General features: G+C 65.6%; 16 protein-coding genes. 3 read left to right on the forward strand and 13 right to left on the reverse strand.

Features of this window, described 5'->3' with window-relative positions; translation table 11 throughout:
• The 4 genes from P8Y39_05430 to greA form a co-directional block, all read right to left on the reverse strand.
• Nucleotides 1-766, reverse strand: a 766-nt coding sequence (locus tag P8Y39_05430) for an SAM-dependent chlorinase/fluorinase (protein MEJ2191778.1), incomplete at its 3' end; no start/stop codon positions are given.
• The gene (locus P8Y39_05435) at nt 747-1670 is read right to left on the reverse strand and encodes a dihydroorotate dehydrogenase (GenBank protein ID MEJ2191779.1); all 924 of its coding nucleotides are present in this window, start codon (nt 1668-1670) and stop codon (nt 747-749) included. The genes P8Y39_05435 and P8Y39_05430, both read right to left, overlap by 20 nt.
• Nucleotides 1667-2458: a dihydroorotate dehydrogenase electron transfer subunit gene (locus tag P8Y39_05440; protein MEJ2191780.1), complete on the reverse strand. Its 792-nt coding sequence runs from the start codon at nt 2456-2458 to the stop codon at nt 1667-1669. Before P8Y39_05440 ends, P8Y39_05435 begins: the two co-directional genes overlap by 4 nt.
• Nucleotides 2442-2915, reverse strand: coding sequence for a transcription elongation factor GreA (greA, locus tag P8Y39_05445; protein MEJ2191781.1), 474 nt, complete (start codon nt 2913-2915; stop codon nt 2442-2444). The genes P8Y39_05440 and greA overlap by 17 nt, the downstream gene beginning before the upstream one ends.
• A gap of 115 nt (nt 2916-3030) precedes the next feature.
• Here greA and polA point away from each other — a divergent pair, with 115 nt between their 5' ends.
• Complete coding sequence (polA, locus tag P8Y39_05450) at nt 3031-5652, forward strand: DNA polymerase I (GenBank protein ID MEJ2191782.1); 2622 nt, start codon at nt 3031-3033, stop codon at nt 5650-5652.
• Nucleotides 5653-6197: 545 nt separating this feature from the next.
• The gene (locus P8Y39_05455; GenBank protein MEJ2191783.1) at nt 6198-6683 is read left to right on the forward strand and encodes a DUF4912 domain-containing protein; all 486 of its coding nucleotides are present in this window, start codon (nt 6198-6200) and stop codon (nt 6681-6683) included.
• Here P8Y39_05455 and P8Y39_05460 read toward each other — a convergent pair.
• Together P8Y39_05460 and P8Y39_05465 are read right to left on the reverse strand one after the other, a co-directional pair.
• Nucleotides 6672-7241, reverse strand: coding sequence for a tyrosine-type recombinase/integrase (locus P8Y39_05460; GenBank protein ID MEJ2191784.1), 570 nt, complete (start codon nt 7239-7241; stop codon nt 6672-6674). The two genes, P8Y39_05455 and P8Y39_05460, sit on opposite strands and share 12 nt — an antisense overlap.
• A 114-nt stretch (nt 7242-7355) precedes the next feature.
• Nucleotides 7356-8054, reverse strand: coding sequence for a diacylglycerol kinase (locus tag P8Y39_05465; GenBank protein ID MEJ2191785.1), 699 nt, complete (start codon nt 8052-8054; stop codon nt 7356-7358).
• Nucleotides 8055-8482: 428 nt separating this feature from the next.
• Between P8Y39_05465 and P8Y39_05470 the strand changes: the two genes are divergently transcribed.
• A complete protein-coding gene (locus tag P8Y39_05470) occupies nt 8483-11734 on the forward strand; it encodes a PAS domain S-box protein (protein MEJ2191786.1) in 3252 nt (1083 codons plus the stop codon).
• A gap of 7 nt (nt 11735-11741) precedes the next feature.
• Here P8Y39_05470 and ybeY read toward each other — a convergent pair whose 3' ends face one another.
• From ybeY to P8Y39_05505, 7 genes are all read right to left on the reverse strand, one after another.
• Complete coding sequence (gene ybeY, locus P8Y39_05475) at nt 11742-12191, reverse strand: rRNA maturation RNase YbeY (protein MEJ2191787.1); 450 nt, start codon at nt 12189-12191, stop codon at nt 11742-11744.
• Nucleotides 12076-13659 carry an HDIG domain-containing protein gene (locus P8Y39_05480; protein MEJ2191788.1) on the reverse strand — a complete coding sequence of 528 codons (1584 nt, stop codon included), beginning with the start codon at nt 13657-13659 and terminating at the stop codon, nt 12076-12078. The genes ybeY and P8Y39_05480 overlap by 116 nt, the downstream gene beginning before the upstream one ends.
• Nucleotides 13577-14575: a PhoH family protein gene (locus P8Y39_05485; GenBank protein ID MEJ2191789.1), complete on the reverse strand. Its 999-nt coding sequence runs from the start codon at nt 14573-14575 to the stop codon at nt 13577-13579. Before P8Y39_05485 ends, P8Y39_05480 begins: the two co-directional genes overlap by 83 nt.
• A 28-nt stretch (nt 14576-14603) precedes the next feature.
• Nucleotides 14604-15236, reverse strand: a complete 633-nt coding sequence (locus P8Y39_05490; protein MEJ2191790.1) for an SPOR domain-containing protein — start codon at nt 15234-15236, stop codon at nt 14604-14606.
• Between the two features lie 92 nt (nt 15237-15328).
• The gene (gene queA / locus P8Y39_05495; protein ID MEJ2191791.1) at nt 15329-16345 is read right to left on the reverse strand and encodes a tRNA preQ1(34) S-adenosylmethionine ribosyltransferase-isomerase QueA; all 1017 of its coding nucleotides are present in this window, start codon (nt 16343-16345) and stop codon (nt 15329-15331) included.
• Nucleotides 16326-17315, reverse strand: a complete 990-nt coding sequence (locus tag P8Y39_05500) for a SpoIID/LytB domain-containing protein (protein ID MEJ2191792.1) — start codon at nt 17313-17315, stop codon at nt 16326-16328. The genes queA and P8Y39_05500 overlap by 20 nt, the downstream gene beginning before the upstream one ends.
• A 2-nt stretch (nt 17316-17317) precedes the next feature.
• Nucleotides 17318-17545: a DUF2905 domain-containing protein gene (locus tag P8Y39_05505; protein ID MEJ2191793.1), complete on the reverse strand. Its 228-nt coding sequence runs from the start codon at nt 17543-17545 to the stop codon at nt 17318-17320.
• Nucleotides 17546-17548 lie beyond the last annotated feature (3 nt).

The raw sequence follows: 17548 nt of genomic DNA on the forward strand, positions 1-17548 counted from the left end.
TGACCAGAACCTCGTCGCCCACCCGGAGGCCCAAGGCCTCGGCCGCGCGTGCACCGAAGAGGAAGACCTCGAGCCGCCCGGCGCTGTTTATCAGCGCGCCCGGTCCCCGGCCCTCGGTCTGGGCGTAATACTCCGCCAGGGGCGTTTCGGCGCCACCTGCCAGGACCCGCACGTTCTGCTCTTCTCCCAACGAGGCGAGGTCCTCCGCGGTGACGTTCGTGATGGCGTTTCCGAAGGCGTCCACGTGGATGACCTCTCCGCGGATACATCCGCCTTCCCGGAGGGGCCGCGGGAGCGGCAGAAGGACGTAATCCGTGACCTCGGGGCCCACCTCGGTGAGGGGCAGCCCCTTGTCCAGGTGGGCGGCCACGGGGGCGAAGACGTCGCGTCCGTCAAAGGTCCTGCCGGGGCTTTCGAGGAAAAGCTGCTCGGCCACCACGTGGTGGGCGCGGACACGCGGGCTCGCGGTGATGACGGATGTGAAAACGCCGTTGTCCGGGCCGACGAAGAGATGCCCGCCCGCCTCAAGGGCCAGCCGTCTGCGGCTCGAGCCCACGCCCGGGTCCACCACGGCCACGTGGACGGTGCCCGGAGGAAAATAACCCGCGCTGTCGCCGAGGGCGATGGCCGCCTCGCGGATGCCCTGGGGCCGGATGCCGTGCGTAAGGTCCACGATGACCGCTTCGGGGTGGATGCGGAGGATGACGCCCTTCATCTGGCCGACGAAGGGGTCGATGGAGCCGAAATCAGTGGTCAGGGTTATCAACCAGGAGCCCGCCCACGAGGTCGTTGATGTCCTCGATGCCCTTGTCCCTCATGTAGCTCTCGATGCCCTCCACGACGTCCACCGCGGCGGTGGGAGTGACGAAATTGGCGGTTCCCACGGCCACCGCCCGGGCCCCGGCGAGGATGAACTCCAGGGCGTCCCGCGCGTTCATGATGCCGCCCATGCCGATGACCGGCACGCTCACCGCGCCGGCCGCCTCCCAGACCATGCGCAGGGCAACGGGCTTGATGGCGGGTCCGGAGAGCCCCCCGACGACATTGCCCAGGACGGGCCTCCTTTTCTCCAGGTCCATGGCCATCCCCGGCAGGGTGTTTATGAGGGAGACCGCCTCGGCCCCGGCGTCCTCCGCGGCGCGGGCGGCGGCCTTGATGTCCGGGGCGCTGGGGGAGAGTTTGACGATGAGGGTGGCCCCTTTCACCGCGGCCCGGACCTTGCCCACGAGGCTGCCGAGCATCCGGGTGTTCGCGCAGAAGGCCATGCCGCCCCTGCTCACGTTGGGGCAGGAGACGTTCAGCTCGATGCCGTCAAGGCCCGCCTCGTCCAGGGCCCGGGCGAGCTTGACGTACTCCGCCGGCGTGCTCCCCAGGACATTGGCCACGGCGGCGGTGTCGAACTGCCGGATGAAGGGAAGCTTCTCCTTGAGAAAGCTCTTCAAGCCCACGTTCTGAAGCCCGATGGCATTGAGCATCCCGCAGGGGGTCTCCCAGATGCGGGGGGCGGGGTTGCCCTGCATGGGCCTGAGGGAAATGCCCTTCATCACCACCGCCCCGAGGCGGCCCAAGTCGTAGAACTCGGCGTACTCCTCCCCGTAGCCGAAGGTGCCGGAGGCGGTCATCACCGGGTTCTTAAGCCTGAGCTTCCCTATCGAGACGGCCGTGTTCAGAGGACCACCCCGTCGAGCTTGAAGACGGGGCCTTCCTTGCAGACCCGCCGATATCCCCCGGGCGTGCGCACGGCGCAGCCCATGCAGGCGCCTATGCCGCAGGCCATGAACTCCTCGAGGGAGACCACCCCCTTGACCGACCTCTCCGCGGCCAGCCGGAGCACGGCCCGTGCCATGCCCCGGGGGCCGCAGACGTAGAGGAAGTGCTCCGGCCCCAGACCGAACTCATCGAGCATCCCGGGGACCATGGCCGCGGAGCCGCAGGTGCCGTCCTCGGTGCAGAGGACGAGCCTCCGGGCGATGCCCTCCAGCTCCTCCATCATGACCATCTCCTCCACGGTCCTGGCCCCGTAGATGACCGCGGCCTTCCCCTTGAGATGCTTGATGAGCGGGAAGACCGAGGCTATGGCCGTCCCTCCGGCGGCCACCACGGGGGTCTTGCCCCGGGGAGGCAGGGGATAGGCGTTTCCGAGGGGGCCCAGGACCGCCAGGGTCTCCCCCGGACGGACGCGTCTCAGAAGCTCCGTGCCCCGTCCCCGCACGCGGTAGAGGATGTGCACCCGGCCCTCCTCGTGGTCGAACATGCAGAAGGGCCTTTTCAGAAGCGGCTCCAGGCCGGTCCCCACGCCCACCATGTAGAACTGCCCCGGCCTGGGCGGGAGTGTTTCCGCGAGGGGGAAGAAGCGGAGAACGTACGTGTCCTTCTTCACTTCGCTGTTGTCAAGGACGCGCGCCCCGAAGCTCCGCACCGCCCCGCGGGGTATTGAAGCTCTACTGGAAGGTGACATCCAGGACTTCGTAGCTGAGCATCCTGGCAGGGGCCTTTATCCGGACCTCGTCGCCCACGGCCCTGCCCAGAAGGCTCCTGCCCACGGGGGAGGACAGGGAGATTCTCCCGTGCTTGGCGTCGGCCTCCTCCTCTCCCACCAGGGTGTAGGTGACCTCGTCGTCGGTGTCCAGGTCCAGGAGCGTTACGGTGGCGCCGAAGGCAACCCTGTCGTGGTTCAACTGCGACGGGTCGATGACCTGGGCGCGGGCCAGCTTCTGCTGAAGCTCCTGGATTCTGCCCTCTATGAACGACTGTCTTTCCTTGGCAGCATGATATTCGGCGTTCTCCGAGAGGTCCCCGTGGCTCCTGGCCTCGGCGATGTCCCGAACGTTCCGGGGGCGCTCCACCTTGAGGAGCCTCTCGAGCTCCTCCTTCACCTTTCTGTGGCCTTCGGGGGTCATGGGAAATCTCTTCATGGCGCGCCTCCTCATGAAAGAACCTGAGAATAATACTCTAACACGTTAGCGGCGCTTTTTGTACCGCGTCCGGGACGGGGACCGCCCCCCTCTGCCTCTGTGGTAAACTTAGCGCATGACCCTGTACCTTATTGACGGAAATTCCTATATCTACAGGGCTTTTTACGCCATCAAGGGGCTCACGGACCCCCAGGGCAGGCCCACCAACGCCGCCTTCGGCTTCACCAACATGCTCATGAAAATCGTCCGCGAGAAAAGGCCCGACGCCCTGGTGGTCTCCTTCGACAGGCCCGAGCGCACCGAGCGCCACGAGATGTACGCCGCGTACAAGGTGCACCGCAAGGAAACCCCCGATGAGCTCGTCGAGCAGATACCCCTCATCAAGGAGCTCATACGGGCGTTTCGCATCCCCGTCTTCGAGGTCGCGGGCTACGAGGCGGACGACGTCCTGGCCACCCTGGCCCAGTGGGGGGCGGGGAGGGGCATGGAGGTCTTTATCGTCACCAGCGACAAGGACATGCTGCAGCTCGTGGGCGGCCCCATAAAGGTCTACGACCCGATGAAGGACAGGGTGCTGGGCGAGGAGTACGTCACGGAGCGCTACGGCGTGCCGCCGGCGCGCATCGTCGAGTACATGGCCCTCGTGGGGGACGCCAGCGACAACATACCGGGCTTGAAGGGCGTGGGGGACAAGACGGCCAAGGATTTGCTCGGCCGCTTCGGCTCCTTGGGGGAGCTCATGGAAAACCCCGGGCGCATCGAGAAGGAGAGGCTCAGAAAGACGGTCACCGAAGGCAGGGAGACCATCGAGCTCAGCAGGCGGCTGGCCGAGATACGGTGCGACGTGCCCCTGGAGATACGGGAAGGGGACATCGCCCTGAAGGAGCCGGACTGGCAGGCCCTCCTCAGGATATTCCGGGAACGCGGCTTCACCTCCCTCATGCAGAGAATCCCGGAGAGCTCGGCCGGCCGGGCCTTCGAGGCCGTCCTCACGGAGGAAAGGCTCCGGGAAATTCTGGAGGGCGTAAGGGACGAGTTCGCCCTGCGCACCCTGGCTCCGGAGGGGGAGGGGCTTCTGGGCCTGTCCCTTTCCACCCCCGCGGGGGAGAGCGTTTATGTCCCCCTGGCCCACAGGTACGAGGGCACGCCCCGGCAGATGGACCTGGCCTTGGTCCTGGGGCTCCTGGCCCCGCTTTTTGAGGACGAGCGCGTCAGCAAGGCCGGCCATGACATGAAAAAGGACATCCTTGCCTTGCGGGCGGAGGGGGGGCGCGAGCTGCGGGGTACGCTCCTTGACGTCATGGTGGCCTCGTATCTGCTGAACCCCCTGAGGGCCGGGCACACGCTGGAAACACTGGCGCTTGAGTATCTTTCGAAGAGGAAGAAGACCTTGAACGGGAGCGCCGGCCTGGCCGCCCTGGAGGTGCGGGAGGCCGCACAGTACATGGCCGAGGAGGCCGAGCTTGCCCGCGAGCTGGAGGACGTGCTCTTTGCAAGGATATCCCGTGAGGGGCTCGACCGGGCCTACTACGAGATGGAGATGCCCCTTCTTACCGTGCTTGCGGACATGGAGGAGGCCGGCATGCGCATGGACGCCGGGAGGCTCGCCGAGCTGAGCAAGGAACTCGTGCGGGAGCTTCAGTCGCTGAAGCAGCGCATATACTTCCTGGCGGGCGAGGAGTTCAACATAAACTCCCCCCGGCAGCTCGGGCGGGTGCTCTTCGAGCGCCTGGGCATGAAGCCCGGGAAGAGAAAGAAAACGGGGTACTCCACGGAGATGAGCGTCCTGGAAGAGCTGGCCCGGGAGCACGAGCTTCCCCGGGAGGTCCTGAACTGGCGCACCCTGGCCAAGCTCAAGAACACCTACGTGGACGTCCTGCCGCGCCTGGTGCGCAAGGAGACCGGGCGCCTGCACACGTCCTTCAACCAGACGGTCACGGCCACCGGCAGGCTCTCCAGCACGGAACCGAACCTGCAGAACATACCCATCCGCGGCGCCTGGGGCGCGCGCATCAGGGAGTGCTTCGCGGCCGAGGAGGGAAACATCCTCCTCTCGGCGGACTACTCGCAGATAGAGCTCCGCCTCCTTGCACACCTGAGCGGGGACGCCGCCCTCGGGGCGGCTTTCCACGAAAACAGGGACATCCATGCACGGACGGCTTCGGAGCTCTTCGGAGTCACGCCCGGGGAGGTGACCCCCGAGATGCGCAGGGTGGCCAAGTCGGTGAACTTCGGCGTCGTCTACGGCATATCCCCCTTCGGCCTGTCCGAGTCCCTGGGCATAAGCAGGGAGGAGGCCCAGCGGTACATAACCGCCTATTTCGCCAGCCACCCCGGGGTGAGCGCGTACATTTCCTCCGTGCTGGAGCAGGCCGCGAGGGACGGTTACGTGGCCACGCTCATGGGTCGGCGGCGGCCCATACCCGAGCTGAGGAGCAGAAACAGGAGCACCCGCCTTCTGGGGGAGCGCCTGGCCGTCAACACGCCCATGCAGGGCTCGGCCGCCGACATCATCAAACTGGCCATGGTCCGGATCAACCGCCGCCTGAAGGACGGGCGGCTCCGTGCCAGGATGATCCTTCAGGTGCATGACGAGCTGCTCTTTGAGGCCCCGGAGGCGGAGGAGCCCGAGGTATCCCGGCTCGTCAGAAAAGAGATGGAGGGGGTGGTGGAGCTTTCGGTGCCCCTCAAGGTGGAGATGGGGAGAGGGCGCAACTGGGCGGAAGCGGCACACTGACCCCTCATCTCCGGGGTGCAGGGGCCGGAAAAGCCTCGCATATGCTTGTATAAAGGCGAGGGGAGGATTAAAATACAGCAATGTCCGCCGGGCGGAAGGGTGTTTTCACAAAGAAGGAGCTCCAGGAGAAAACAGTGCGCGAACTCCTCACACTTGCCAGGGAAGAGGGAGTCGGGACGGCCTCCCGGCGGAAGGCGGACATCATCGAGGCGCTTCTCAGAAGCGCCCGGGCGCGGGGGAAGCGCCCAAGAGGCAAAAAAAGCTCCTCGCCGGTAGGCGCCGCGCGCCAAGCGACGGAGGTGACCGCGTCTTCGCCCGCCGCGGGCCGCCCGAAAGGCAAAAAGGTTCCTCGCCCCTCGCCGAAGCCCGCCGATGTGTCGCCCGCCACTGGACCCCTTGGACGTCCCGCCGCCTCTGCGGCCGAAAAGCCGGAGTCTTCCGGCCGCCGGAGCAAGCCGGAAGGCCCCGGCCCGGAGAGGGGGAGCGAGAGGGACGATGCGGCACCCGTCTCTTCACCCCCGGTGCGGCCGGAGGAGCTCGATGGAGTGAATGAGGCCTTCTCGGGCCCTCCCTATGCCGCCGGCGCCATGCCTCCCTGGGCACCCGAGCCCGTGAAGCCCGAGCCGCCGGGGCCGCCCCCTCCGCCTCCAGCGGCCAAAGCGAAGGCGGGCGTCTATGTCTTTGCGGTGGACCCGTCCCGCCTGTTCGCCTGGTGGGAGCTGCCCGAAGGGCGGCCCGGCAGCGAGCGGCTGACCCTGCGCCTCTATGACGTGACAGGGGCGGACTACCGTCTCTTTCAGAAGGGGAGCTATAAGGACGTGGACGTCTCCCCGGGGGAGAGAAGCGCCTATCTGCCGGTGGAGCCGGGACGGAGCTACAGGGTAGCCCTGGGCCTGAGGGAAGCGGGGCGGGGGTTTGCCCTTCTTGCCGTCTCGGAGGCCATTGCCGCCCCCGGCGAGGGTCCCTCGGAAGAAGAGGCCGTGCTGCCCGAGGAGTTTCTCCGTTACCGCCCTGGTCCCTCAAGCTCCTGAGGGCTCGTCGTCCTCCTCGGCCAGCGGGTGGGCCCTGTCGTAGACATCCATCAGGTGGGCCACATCCAGGTGGGTGTACTTCTGGGTGGTGCTGAGCGATGCGTGGCCCAGGAACTCCTGTATCACCCTGAGGTCCGCCCCCCCGTGCAGAAGATGCGTGGCGAAGCTGTGCCTCAGCGTATGGGGAGTGACCCTGCCGCTCAGGGCCTCCATCTGGGAGTACCGCCGCACCAGGCGGCGCACGCTCCGCGCCGTGAGCCTCCCGCCGCGCGCGTTGAGGAAAAGGGCGGTGCTCTCCGGTTTCAGGTGGAGCCTCCGGGCCGTGTACGCCCCGAGGGCCGCGAGGGCCTTCCGGCCCACCGGCACGATGCGCTCCTTTCTGCCCTTGCCCATCACCTTGACCAGTCCTTCGCCCGGGTTGAGGTCCCCGGTGTCCAGGCCCACAAGCTCGCTCACCCGGAGGCCGCTTGAATAGAAAAGCTCCAGAATGGCCCTGTCCCTGAGGACGAGGACGTCGTCTCCCCGGGGTTTCTCCACCAGGGCGAAGGCCTCGTCCACGGTGAGAAAGCGCGGGAGTTTCCGGGGGTTGCGCCTTCCTGTAGGCCCGGAGGGTGTTGGAGGAGACGCCCCTCTGCACCTGCATGTACCGGAGGAACTTCTCCACGTGCTCTTTCATGACAAAAACTGAAACAGCAGGGCCGTGATGCCCGCCCCGACGATTGCCCCCAGGGCCACCTCGCCCGGTTTGTGCACCTTGGTGGCTATCCTGCTTTGTGCGATGAGGAGGGCCAGAATGAGGCTGAGGACGGAGGCCATCAGGTTGCCGGTGCAGTAGGTCACCGAGACCCAGATGGAAAAGGCCAGGGCGGCGTGCCCGCTGGGAATCCCCCCGCTGAAGGGATGGCCCTTGCCGAAATAGGCCTTCATGAGGACCACCGCGATGAGCACCACGACAAAGGCCATCACCGCTATCTCGTCGGGGGGATGGTTCTTTGTGGGGAGCCCTCTCCGAAAGACGTCCTTCAGGTACGGCAGAAGGATGATGGTGCCCATCACCGCGGCCCCGGCTGCGGTGATGAGCACCGCCCCTGCCGCTATGTCCTTGGCGTTTCGGGCCTGCTCGCTGTACTCGGGGGAGAACAGGTCCACCATGGCCTCCATGGCCGAGTTGAGCATCTCGACCATTAAAACCGCGATGACCGCCAGGGAGATGAAGAGAAATTCGTTCCGTGTAACGCCCAGGGCGTAGCTGCCCACGAGCACGAAGGCGGCAGCATAGAAGTGGTAGCGGAGGTGGCGCTGGGTCTTGGCGGCGTGCAGGATTCCTTCGATGGCATAGTTGGCACTGCGTATCCATTGCCGAAGCGGCATTGCTTTTTCCTCTTTACGTTGCTCCTCCGGTATTGTACCACGCCTCCGGAGCCCCGGTGTTTTCGGTCACAGACACACGCCGGGGCCCGCCTGCTTAATAGAGTCGGTGTGCAGGGGCTTTGCCTCACAATGGCCGATAGGCCGGTCTGTTCGGGCGCTTTTGGTTGGGAAGCGTGGAAACGATTTATAATAGAGAAGGATATGAACCTTCTTTCCATGCCAAGGGGCATCGCCTTCGGACCATGTCTTTTCCTCCGCCGGGGCCCCTTCAACGGGGTTTCCGCAGCCTGGGGAGACGCCGCTCTCATGCCCGGGGCCCGCTCTCGTTCGTCCGTGGCGATTGAGAAAGCCGCGGAGCTTGCCGAAGCAGGGGACGACGGGAGCTTGCGGCCGGCTCTCCCGGTCTCCTCCGGCCCGGAGGACAGGCCGTGAGGATACGCTACACGCGGGCGCTCCTGGCCCTCATGGGCGTGCTCCTTCTGTTTCTGGTCCTCGCGGATGCGGCCATCATCTCCTACCAGAGAAATCTGTTCATCGAGAAGGCGGTTTCCCACGCCGGGCATGAAACGGACCTGATGGTCGAGGCCACGCGGGAGGCCCTGCTCAGGGGCGACGAGGCAGCGGTGCAGACAGCGCTGAACCTCTGGGGGGAGGAGCACGAGGAAATCGCGGGCATACGGGCCGTAGCGCCGGACGGCGTGGAGGTCGCCCGCTACGGAGGCGACCCTCCCCGGGGGGAGACCCTTGAGATTACCCGCAGCGTCGTCCACGGGGGGAGGAAGCTTCTTTCCCTCTCCGTGCTTCTGGACCTCGCCCCCCTCAAGGCGCAGCTCTTCGCCCTGCACCTGCGCGTCCTCGTGGTCTCGGCGGTCTTTGTGGTTTTCATGGGTGCGGTGCTCTGGTATGCGCAGAGGCGCACCGTGCTGGGGCCCATGGAGGAGAGGCTCCTGAGGGGCCAGGCCGAGGAGGAGGCCCTCAAGAAGGCCCAGAAGGGGCTTGAGGCAGAGGTCCAGGAGCGCACGGCGGCACTGAGGGAGCAGCGCGACAGGGCGGAGATGTACCTGGACGTGGCCGGCGTCATGATCGTCGTCCTCAACACCCGGGGAGAAGTGCAGCTCATCAACAGGACGGGCTGCGAGATCCTGGGCTACGCGGAGGCCGACATCGTCGGGAAGGACTGGTTCGAGAATTTCATACCCCAGCGGGTGAGGCCCCAGATGAGACGGGCCTTTGACGACCTGCTTGCCGGGCGCGGGGACACGGCCGTGCGGTACGAGAATCCCGTGCTCAAGCCCTCGGGGGAGGAGCGCATCGTGGCGTGGCAGAACAGGGTTCTCAGGGACGCGGCCGGTGCGGTCATCGGAACCCTCAGCTCCGGAGAGGACATCACGGGGCGCAAGAGGACCGAGGAGAGGCTGGCCGTCAGCGAGGGCTTTCTCCACTCCATCATCGAGGCCGAGCCGGAGTGCGTCAAGATCGAGACCACCGACGGCATTATCCTTCAGATGAACCCCGCGGGGCTGGCCATGGTGGAGGCGGAGCGTCCGGAACAGGTCGTCGGCAAGTCCATGTACTCCGTCGTGGCCCCGGAGGACGTGGACGCCGTCAGGGCCATGAACGAGCGGGTGGCAAAGGGGGAGCGGGGCGAGCTGGAGTTCCGCATCATCGGACTGAGGGGGACGCTGCGGTGGATGCAGTCTCATGCCGTCCCCTTTTATGACGAGGGACGCGGCGAAACCGTCATTCTCGCCGTCACCCGGGACGTCACCGAGAAGAAGAAGGCCGAGGAGAACCTCAGAAGAAGCGAGCATTCCTACCGGACCCTCTCCGAGAGCCTTCCGGGCATTGTGTACCGCCTGACACCGGGCGATGGGGCGTGCATGCAGTTTTTCAACGACGCCGTGGAGTCCATGACGGGCTATCGGGCCGAGGAGCTGGCGGGAGCAGGCGAGGTCTGCTCCATCGCCGGGCTTATCATTGCCGAGGACAGGGAAGAGGTGGTGCGCACCGTGGAGACGGCTGTCAGGGAGAACAGGCCTTTCCAGCTCGAATACCGCATCCTGCACCGGGACGGCAAGGTCCGCCATTTCCTGGAGCGGGGGCAGCCCGTGCCGGCCGCCTCCGGCTCTCCGGCCCATATCGACGGAGTCATCTTCGACATCACCGCCCGGAAGAAGGCCGAACAGGAATTGAGGGACGTAAACACCACCCTCTACACCCTTGTGGACCATATGCCCGAAGGGGTGGTGCTCCTGGACGAGGGGTCGCGGGTGGTCCTGGCAAACCCCATCGGCCTGGACAACCTCAGGACCCTCGCGGGCGCCCGGGTGGGCGACGTGGTCTCCGAGATTGCGGGGCGTCCCCCGAGGGACTTCCTCGTCTCCGCGTCGGACCTGAGGGGCCACGAGGTGCGGGGCCCCTCGGGGACGTCCTTTCAAATCGCCGCGCGGACGATACAAAGGGGCGGCGGGGAGGAAAGCGGCCTGGTCCTCGTCCTCAAGGACGTCACCAAGGCCCGGGAGCTGGAGAGGAGGCTCAATCTCCAGGAAAGGCTGGCGGGCATCGGGCAGCTGGCCTCCGGCATCGCGCATGACTTCAACAACATCCTGACCTCCGTCATCGGGTACTCCGAGATGCTCCTGACCGACAGGGCCCTCTCGGAGGACGTCCGCTCCCAGATAGACGCCATCCAGCAGAGCGGACAGAGGGCCGCCGACCTCATCCAGCAGATACTGGACTTCAGCCGGAAGTCCGTGAGCGAGTTCGAGACAGTCGACCTGGACGTCTTCCTCGGCGAATTCCACCGGTTTCTGAGAAGGATCATCCCCGAAAACATCCTGATTACCGTGGAGACGGCCCCCGGGACATACAGGGTGCGGGCGGACCTTACCAAGATGCAGCAGGTCCTCGTAAACCTCGCCGTCAACGCCCGGGACGCCATGCCCAAGGGAGGGAGGCTCGCCTTCGCCCTCTCCCGGATGGACCTGCGGGAGGGCGAGGCGCCTCCCTTCCCGGCCATGACCGCCGGCAACTGGGTGGTCCTCGAGGTCTCCGACACGGGCGAGGGCGTTCCGGCCTCGGTTCTCCCCCACATCTATGAGCCCTTCTACACCACGAAAGGACCGGGGAGGGGGACCGGCCTGGGCCTGGCCCAGGTCTACGGCATCGTCAAGCAGCACGAGGGCTTCATCGACGTCAGGACCCAGCGGGGCACGGGCACGAGCTTTTTCATCTACCTGCCGGAGGAGAAGGACCTCTCCGCTCCGGCGGCGGCCGCCGCGGAGGCCGGCGCGGCGCCCAGGGGCCGGGGAGAGACCGTCCTGGTGGTGGAGGACGACGCGATGGTCCGCGACCTCGTCCGGAAGGTCCTGGTCGAGCAGGGCTACAGGGTCCTTGCCGCCGGGGACGGCGCGGAGGCCCTGGAGGTCTTCGCCGCACATCAGGACGAGATACGCCTCGTGGTCACCGACGTCGTCATGCCCGACATAGACGGCATCGCCATGAGCGCGCAGATGACGGCCCGGAAGCCGGAGCTGAGGGTCGTGGCGGTGAGCGGCTATCCCATGATACGGGAGAAGGAGCGCCTGCGGGAGGCCGGCATCCGGGAGTGGGTGGAAAAGCCCTTCCAGGCGAAGGACCTCCTGCGGGTCGTCCACGGGGTGCTCACCGCCGGGGCGTAGCGCGCGCTCAGGGCTGCCGGAGTTTCCGGAGGAGGTCCCGCTCCTTCCGCCTCATGCGGCGGGCCTGCTCCGGCGAGGCTTCGTGCTCGTAACCCAGCAGGTGCAGAAGCCCGTGCACCAGAAGGCGCCTCAGTTCCTCCTCAAGGGCAACCCCCTGCTCCCTCGCCTGCTCCTCGGCGCGCACGGGGTTTATGACGACGTCCCCCAGGAGGATCTCGCTTTCCACGGGGAAGCCCCGGGACAGGTCGTGCAGGGGGAAGGAGAGGACGTCGGTGGCGTGGTCCCGGCCGCGGTAGGTGCGGTTCAACTGCCGCACCCGCTCGGGACCGGCCAGAAGGACGCTAAGTTCTGTCCTTTGTAGTCCAAGCAGGCTGAGGGCCTTCAGGCTGTCCGTCTCGAGCCGCTTTCTGTCGAGCTTTATCTTCCTTTGGCGGTTGCTTATGCTTACCTTCGCCATCGCCGCCTTCCCTGTTGAACTCGAATCCCGGATAGTCCACCCTCTTGTGCAGGATGCCGGTGAGGATGCGGGTGAACCGGGACTTGATGACGTGGATGTCCTTGAGGGTGAGCTCGCACTCGTCGAGCTGGCCCTCGAGGAATATGTGGTTGATGATCTTGTCCACCAGGGCCGAAATCCGCGAGGGCGTGGGGTCGTTGAGCACGCGGGAGGCGGCCTCCACGGCGTCGGCCATCATGATGAGGGCGGCGATGCGCGTCTGGGGCTTCGGGCCGGGGTACTTGTACTCCTGCTCGGAGAGCTCGGTGCTGCTGGGCTGGCCCTTGGCCTTCTCGTAGAAGTAGGTGATAAGGGCGTTGCCGTGGTGCTGCTTGATGATGTCTATGACCTCCTCGGGGAGCTTGTGCACGGCGGCGAGCTCGACTCCCTCCTTGACGTGGGAGGTGAGGATCATGCTGGACATGTGGGGGGTAAGCTTCTCGTGCTTGCTCACACCCATGGGCTGGTTCTCGATGAAGTACTCCGGCATCTTCACTTTCCCGATGTCGTGGTAGTACGCGCCCACCCGGGCCAGGAGGGGATTGACCCCGACGTCCTCGGCGCAGGCCTCCACCAGGTTGCCCACGATGATGCTGTGGTGGTAGGTTCCCGGCGCGCTTATCATCAGGCTCTTCATCAGCGGCTGATCCAGGTCCAGAAGCTCCAGGAGGCTGATGTCCGTGGTCACCTTGAAAACGCTCTCCAGGATGGGCAGGGCCAGGGAGACCGTGGCCACCACGGCCACCGAGCAGGCGACGGCCATGGCCGCCCCCAGGGGGGCGGTGGCCGTGAAAAGTTCGCCGTGGAAAAGAAGCAGGGTGACCAGGGCCAGAAGGTTGGCCGCGAGGACGTAGATTCCGCCCCAGAGGATGGCGGTCCTCTTCTTGCAGCGTATCATGCTGAAGGCCGCGGTCAGGCTCCCCAGGAAGACGTAGACGGCGAAACCGGCGTCCTGCTGCCAGAGTCCGCCCAGGAGGCTCACCACCAGGGAGAAGGCCAGCGCCGTGTGGAAATCGAACAGCAGGGCCACCAGCATGGCCCCGGCGGCTAGGGGTATCCCGTAGGAGATGGCCCCGGCGGCCTCGATGTCAAACCCCTTGGACAGGCCCAGAAGCGTCTGCTCGGCGAGCCATCCCAGCCACAGGGTGCCCACCACCATTATCCCCAGCAGGAGGAGCATCCGCCTCTTCCTGAGCCATGGGGGCTGGTACCTCACGATGTCCCGGTACAGGGTGAAGACGAGGAGCCCCGAGACCAGCAGCGCCCCGAAGAACCGCTCCACGTCCCACGTCCTCTGCATGGTGAGGGAGACAAGGAGGGCCAGTCCCGCCAGGGCGAGGTACGGCTTATATTTCTTCGCCGGGGGCGCGGCCGTCTGAGCCGCCTTGCTCTCCGTCTTCCTCTTTATGCCGTTTTTCGAATCTGTCATATGCTTCCACTATCTCCTGCACCAGCCGGTGACGGACCACGTCTTTTCCGGAGAAGTATACAACTTTTATCCCCTCGACGGCACCCAGGACGTTCTTGGCCTCGACCAGGCCGGAGACCTTCCCCGGGGGAAGGTCTATCTGCGTGATGTCTCCCGTAATGACCGTCTTGGAGTTATACCCCAGGCGGGTGAGGTACATCTTCATCTGCTCCGAGGTCGTGTTTTGCGCCTCGTCGAGGATGATGAAGCTGTCGTTCAGGGTTCTGCCCCGCATGAAGGCCAGGGGGGCGATTTCTATGACCCCCCGCTCGATGAGCCGGTTGGCCTTCTCCAGCTCCATCATGTCGTAGAGGGCGTCGTACAGGGGCCTGAGGTAGGGGTTGACCTTCTCGTAGATGTCCCCCGGGAGAAACCCCAGCTTCTCCCCGGCCTCCACGGCGGGCCGAGCCAAGACGATGCGGTTGACCGTCTTGCCCAAAAGGGCGTTGACCGCCATGGCCATGGCCAGGTACGTCTTGCCCGTGCCGGCCGGACCGATGCCGAAAACCATGTCGTGGGTGCGCATGGCCTTTACGTATTCGGCCTGCATCTTCGTCTTGGGGACGATGTGCCGGCGCTTCGTCGAGACGGCGATGTTGCTCTCGACGAGCCTCTTGACCGATACGTCCTCCCCCTGGGCCATCATGCCCACGACGTAGCGGATGTCGTCGGGGCTCAGGGAGTGTCCCTTCCGGCGCAGGTCCCTCAGCTCGTTGATGAGGTTCACGGCCCTCCGGACGTTGACCTCGTCCCCCCGGAGGATGACCTTGTTCCCCCTGAAGCTGACGGCCACGTCCAGGGCCTGCTCCATTGTCTTGAAACTTCTGCTGAGGTCGCTCTCCAGAAACCCCAGCTCCTGCTCGATGTCGAGCTCCAACTGCTGTACCGTGTCCGTAACGCTGCTCCTATCTCGAAGGGGTCACGAACGCCGCCACCCCCTCGGCTTTTCGTATTGCCAGGGCCGTCAGGCGCGCCTCGTCCTCGCTCTCGTAGCTTCCGACCCGCACCTTGTATATGGGCATCTCCCCGTCCCTGGTGGCAAAGACGTAGGCCTTATAGCCGCTCCTGGCCAGGGCGTCCTTGAGCCCTCTGGCGTCCTTGTCGTTGAGGAACGCCCCCACCTGGACCGTATACTCTCCCTCCGGGGCCGCCTGCTTCGTCTCGGCCGGGTGTTTCTTCGGCGGGGGCAGCCGCTGCCTCCTCGCCCTGGGCACCGCCTGAGGAGCCTCTTCGGCCTCCTCCTCCGAGCCCTCCGGAGCATCCGCCTTCCCGGCATAGAAGGGAGAGTTCTCCGCGTCTTCGGGAAGGGCCGCCGTCCTCGTGCCGGAAAGGGGATCGGGGATGCTCTCTTCGGCGGCTGCGGCAGGACCGGCTTCCTGCGCGGCCGCCTCCAGCACCTGCACCGCCGGGGTGTCCACGGAGGCCCTTCCCACAAAGAAGCCCAGTGCCAGGGAGGCTGCGGATACGATGGTCACGAGCACGACGGCGGGGCCCCGTCCCCCGCCCTGGCGGGCGGGAGCGTTTCCTCTTTCGTACATGGAAGCTATGAGAACACCTCGTTTCTCCTCTGCCCTCTATAAGTTTACCACAAGGGAAGAAGGCACGCACAAGCGTAAAAATGGATTGAAAATCAAGCTGTTGTCCTCTTTTCGATGAGCATGGCGTCCCCGTAGGAGAAAAACCTGTAAGACTGCTCCACCGCGTGCCGGTAGGCCTCGAGGAGCCTCTCCCGTCCGGCCAGGGCGGAGGCCAGCATGAGGGGGGTGGAGCGGGGGAGGTGAAAGTTGGTGACGAGGGCGTCCACGGCCCTGAAGGCGTGGCCGGGCCGGATGAAGATGTCGGTCTCTCCACGCACGAGGCCGTTTCCGTTTCCGCGGGTGCTCTTCGCCCCGCTCAGAAGCCCCTCCAGGGCCCGGGTGGTGGTGGTGCCCACGGCCACGAGCCTTCCCCTGCGGGAGGAAACCTCCTCAAGCAGGGAGGTCTCTATCTCGAAATACTCGGCCTCCATCCGGTGCTCCTGCACCTTTTCGGTCCTGACGGGGACGAAGGTCCCCTTGCCTACGTGCAGGGTGAGGTAGCGCACGGCGACCCCTTTGCGCTCGATGTCCGCCAGAAGCCCGGCCGTAAAGTGCAGCCCCGCCGTGGGGGCGGCTATGGAGCCGGCCTCCCTGGCGTAGACCGTCTGGTACCATTGGTGGTCCTCGGCCCTGGAGGGCCTCTTTATGTAAGGGGGCAGGGGCATCCGGCCGTCTCTCATGAGGACCTCCTCCAGGGTGCCTTCGTAGTGAAGCTCGGCGGTCCGCCCCTCTGTGAGGAAAGCCCAGAACCCTTCCCCTATGCTCACCCTCCCGGTGTGCTTCCCCCGGCTCAGGCATTCCCAGCGGGCGCCCTTGAGGGGCCGCACCAGGAGGATGTCCAGAGGCCTGCCGTCCTCGCGCCTCCCCACCAGGCGGACGGGGAGGACCCTCGTCTTGTTCAGGACCAGGATGTCGCCCCGCCGGAGGTACTCCGGCAGGTGCCAGAACCTCCGGTCCTCCAGGCCCCCGTCGGAGCGAAGGACCATGAGGCGCGCGTGGTCCCGCCGCGGGGCCGGCCTGAGCGCGATGAGGGACTCCGGGAGGGAGAAATCAAAACCCGACAGACGCACGGTCCACAAGCTCCGTTCCGGGATAGAAATAGGAGAGGATATCCTTGTAGGACTTCCCCTTCAGGGCCATCTCCAGGGCGCTCCACTGGCAGAGCCCAACCCCGTGGCCGTAGCCCCGGCCCTCGAAGACCATGAGGTCGCCCTCTTTTTTCACGGTGAAATCGGTGCTGGGGAGGCGTTTCCACCCGAGCTTCTTCCGGAGCTCCTTGGCCTCGATGACCAGGGTGGAGGGGTTGCCGCGCACCGCCACCTCCTTTACCCGTCCGGTGGCGGTGTTGGATTTGATGGAGAGCTCCAGGATGTTGTTCTTCCCCAGGGCCTTTTCTATCTCCGTGATGGGTATCCTGCGGGTCCAGAAGCTGTAGGGTGAAAGGCTGCAGTCCGTCTTGACGGAGGTGAGATAGGGGTAGCTCCGCCCGAAGACCTCCTCCGGAAGCTCCGTCCTGCCCCCGCTGGTGGAGTGGTAGTAGGCCGCGATGGGCTCGCCGTCATAGACGAGAATCTGTCCCCGGGTCTCCCTGACGGCGGCGGCCACGGCGGGATCGGAGTTCTGTCCCTTGAACAACTGGTGCAGCACCGAGGAGGTCACGTCGTACGTCCTCTTGGCACCCTGCATCTTCTGGTACAGAGCATAGGTGCGGACGACCACCGCCTGGGCCTTCAGGGCCTCGTAGGCCCAGTCCTTGCCGCTTTCCGCGGTGACCACGCCCTCGACGTACTCCTCCAGGGGGACCTCGTTGATGATGTAAAGGCCGTCCGGGCCCCGCCAGACCTCGAAGCTTCCCCTGTAGCCCGAGGTGCTTGCCGTGATGAGGCTGCCCTGGACCTCGTCGAGCTTGGTCAGGGTTTCTTTCCCGGCCGGCACTTTCCCGAAGCCCTTGTCCATGATGAGCACGCGGATGCCGTCGGCCCCGTACAGGGGCGCGGCCAGGGCCGCGCAGAGGACGATGGCCAGAATCCCCGCCCTCATCGTCAGCGCCTGCTCAGCAGCCAGAGTATCAGGGTCAGCAGAATGCTCAGGACGATGCCAGTGGCCAGGGGGAAATAGAAGGTGAAATGCTTTCTCTTGATGAGGATGTCCCCCGGGAGACGGCCCAGCCAGGGGACCTTCCCCGCGAGGATGAAAAGCCCCCCCAGGACGAGAAACAGGACCCCGGCGACGAGAAGGGCCTTGCCTATGCTCTCAAGCCCGTCGGTCATGGC

It is taken from the genome of Nitrospirota bacterium, from assembly GCA_037386965.1.
Classification (GTDB): Bacteria; Nitrospirota; Thermodesulfovibrionia; order Thermodesulfovibrionales; family JdFR-86; genus JARRLN01.

Excerpts from the sequence above, each read along its gene's own strand:
- P8Y39_05505 (MEJ2191793.1), bottom strand. The coding sequence starts at position 17,545 with ATGACCGACGGGCTTGAGAGCATAGGCAAGGCCCTTCTCGTCGCCGGG.
- greA (MEJ2191781.1), bottom strand. The coding sequence starts at position 2,915 with ATGAAGAGATTTCCCATGACCCCCGAAGGCCACAGAAAGGTGAAGGAG.
- polA (MEJ2191782.1), top strand. The coding sequence starts at position 3,031 with ATGACCCTGTACCTTATTGACGGAAATTCCTATATCTACAGGGCTTTT.
- P8Y39_05490 (MEJ2191790.1), bottom strand. The coding sequence starts at position 15,236 with ATGTACGAAAGAGGAAACGCTCCCGCCCGCCAGGGCGGGGGACGGGGC.
- P8Y39_05440 (MEJ2191780.1), bottom strand. The coding sequence starts at position 2,458 with ATGTCACCTTCCAGTAGAGCTTCAATACCCCGCGGGGCGGTGCGGAGC.
- P8Y39_05500 (MEJ2191792.1), bottom strand. The coding sequence starts at position 17,315 with ATGAGGGCGGGGATTCTGGCCATCGTCCTCTGCGCGGCCCTGGCCGCG.
- ybeY (MEJ2191787.1), bottom strand. The coding sequence starts at position 12,191 with ATGGCGAAGGTAAGCATAAGCAACCGCCAAAGGAAGATAAAGCTCGAC.
- P8Y39_05465 (MEJ2191785.1), bottom strand. The coding sequence starts at position 8,054 with ATGCCGCTTCGGCAATGGATACGCAGTGCCAACTATGCCATCGAAGGA.
- P8Y39_05480 (MEJ2191788.1), bottom strand. The coding sequence starts at position 13,659 with ATGACAGATTCGAAAAACGGCATAAAGAGGAAGACGGAGAGCAAGGCG.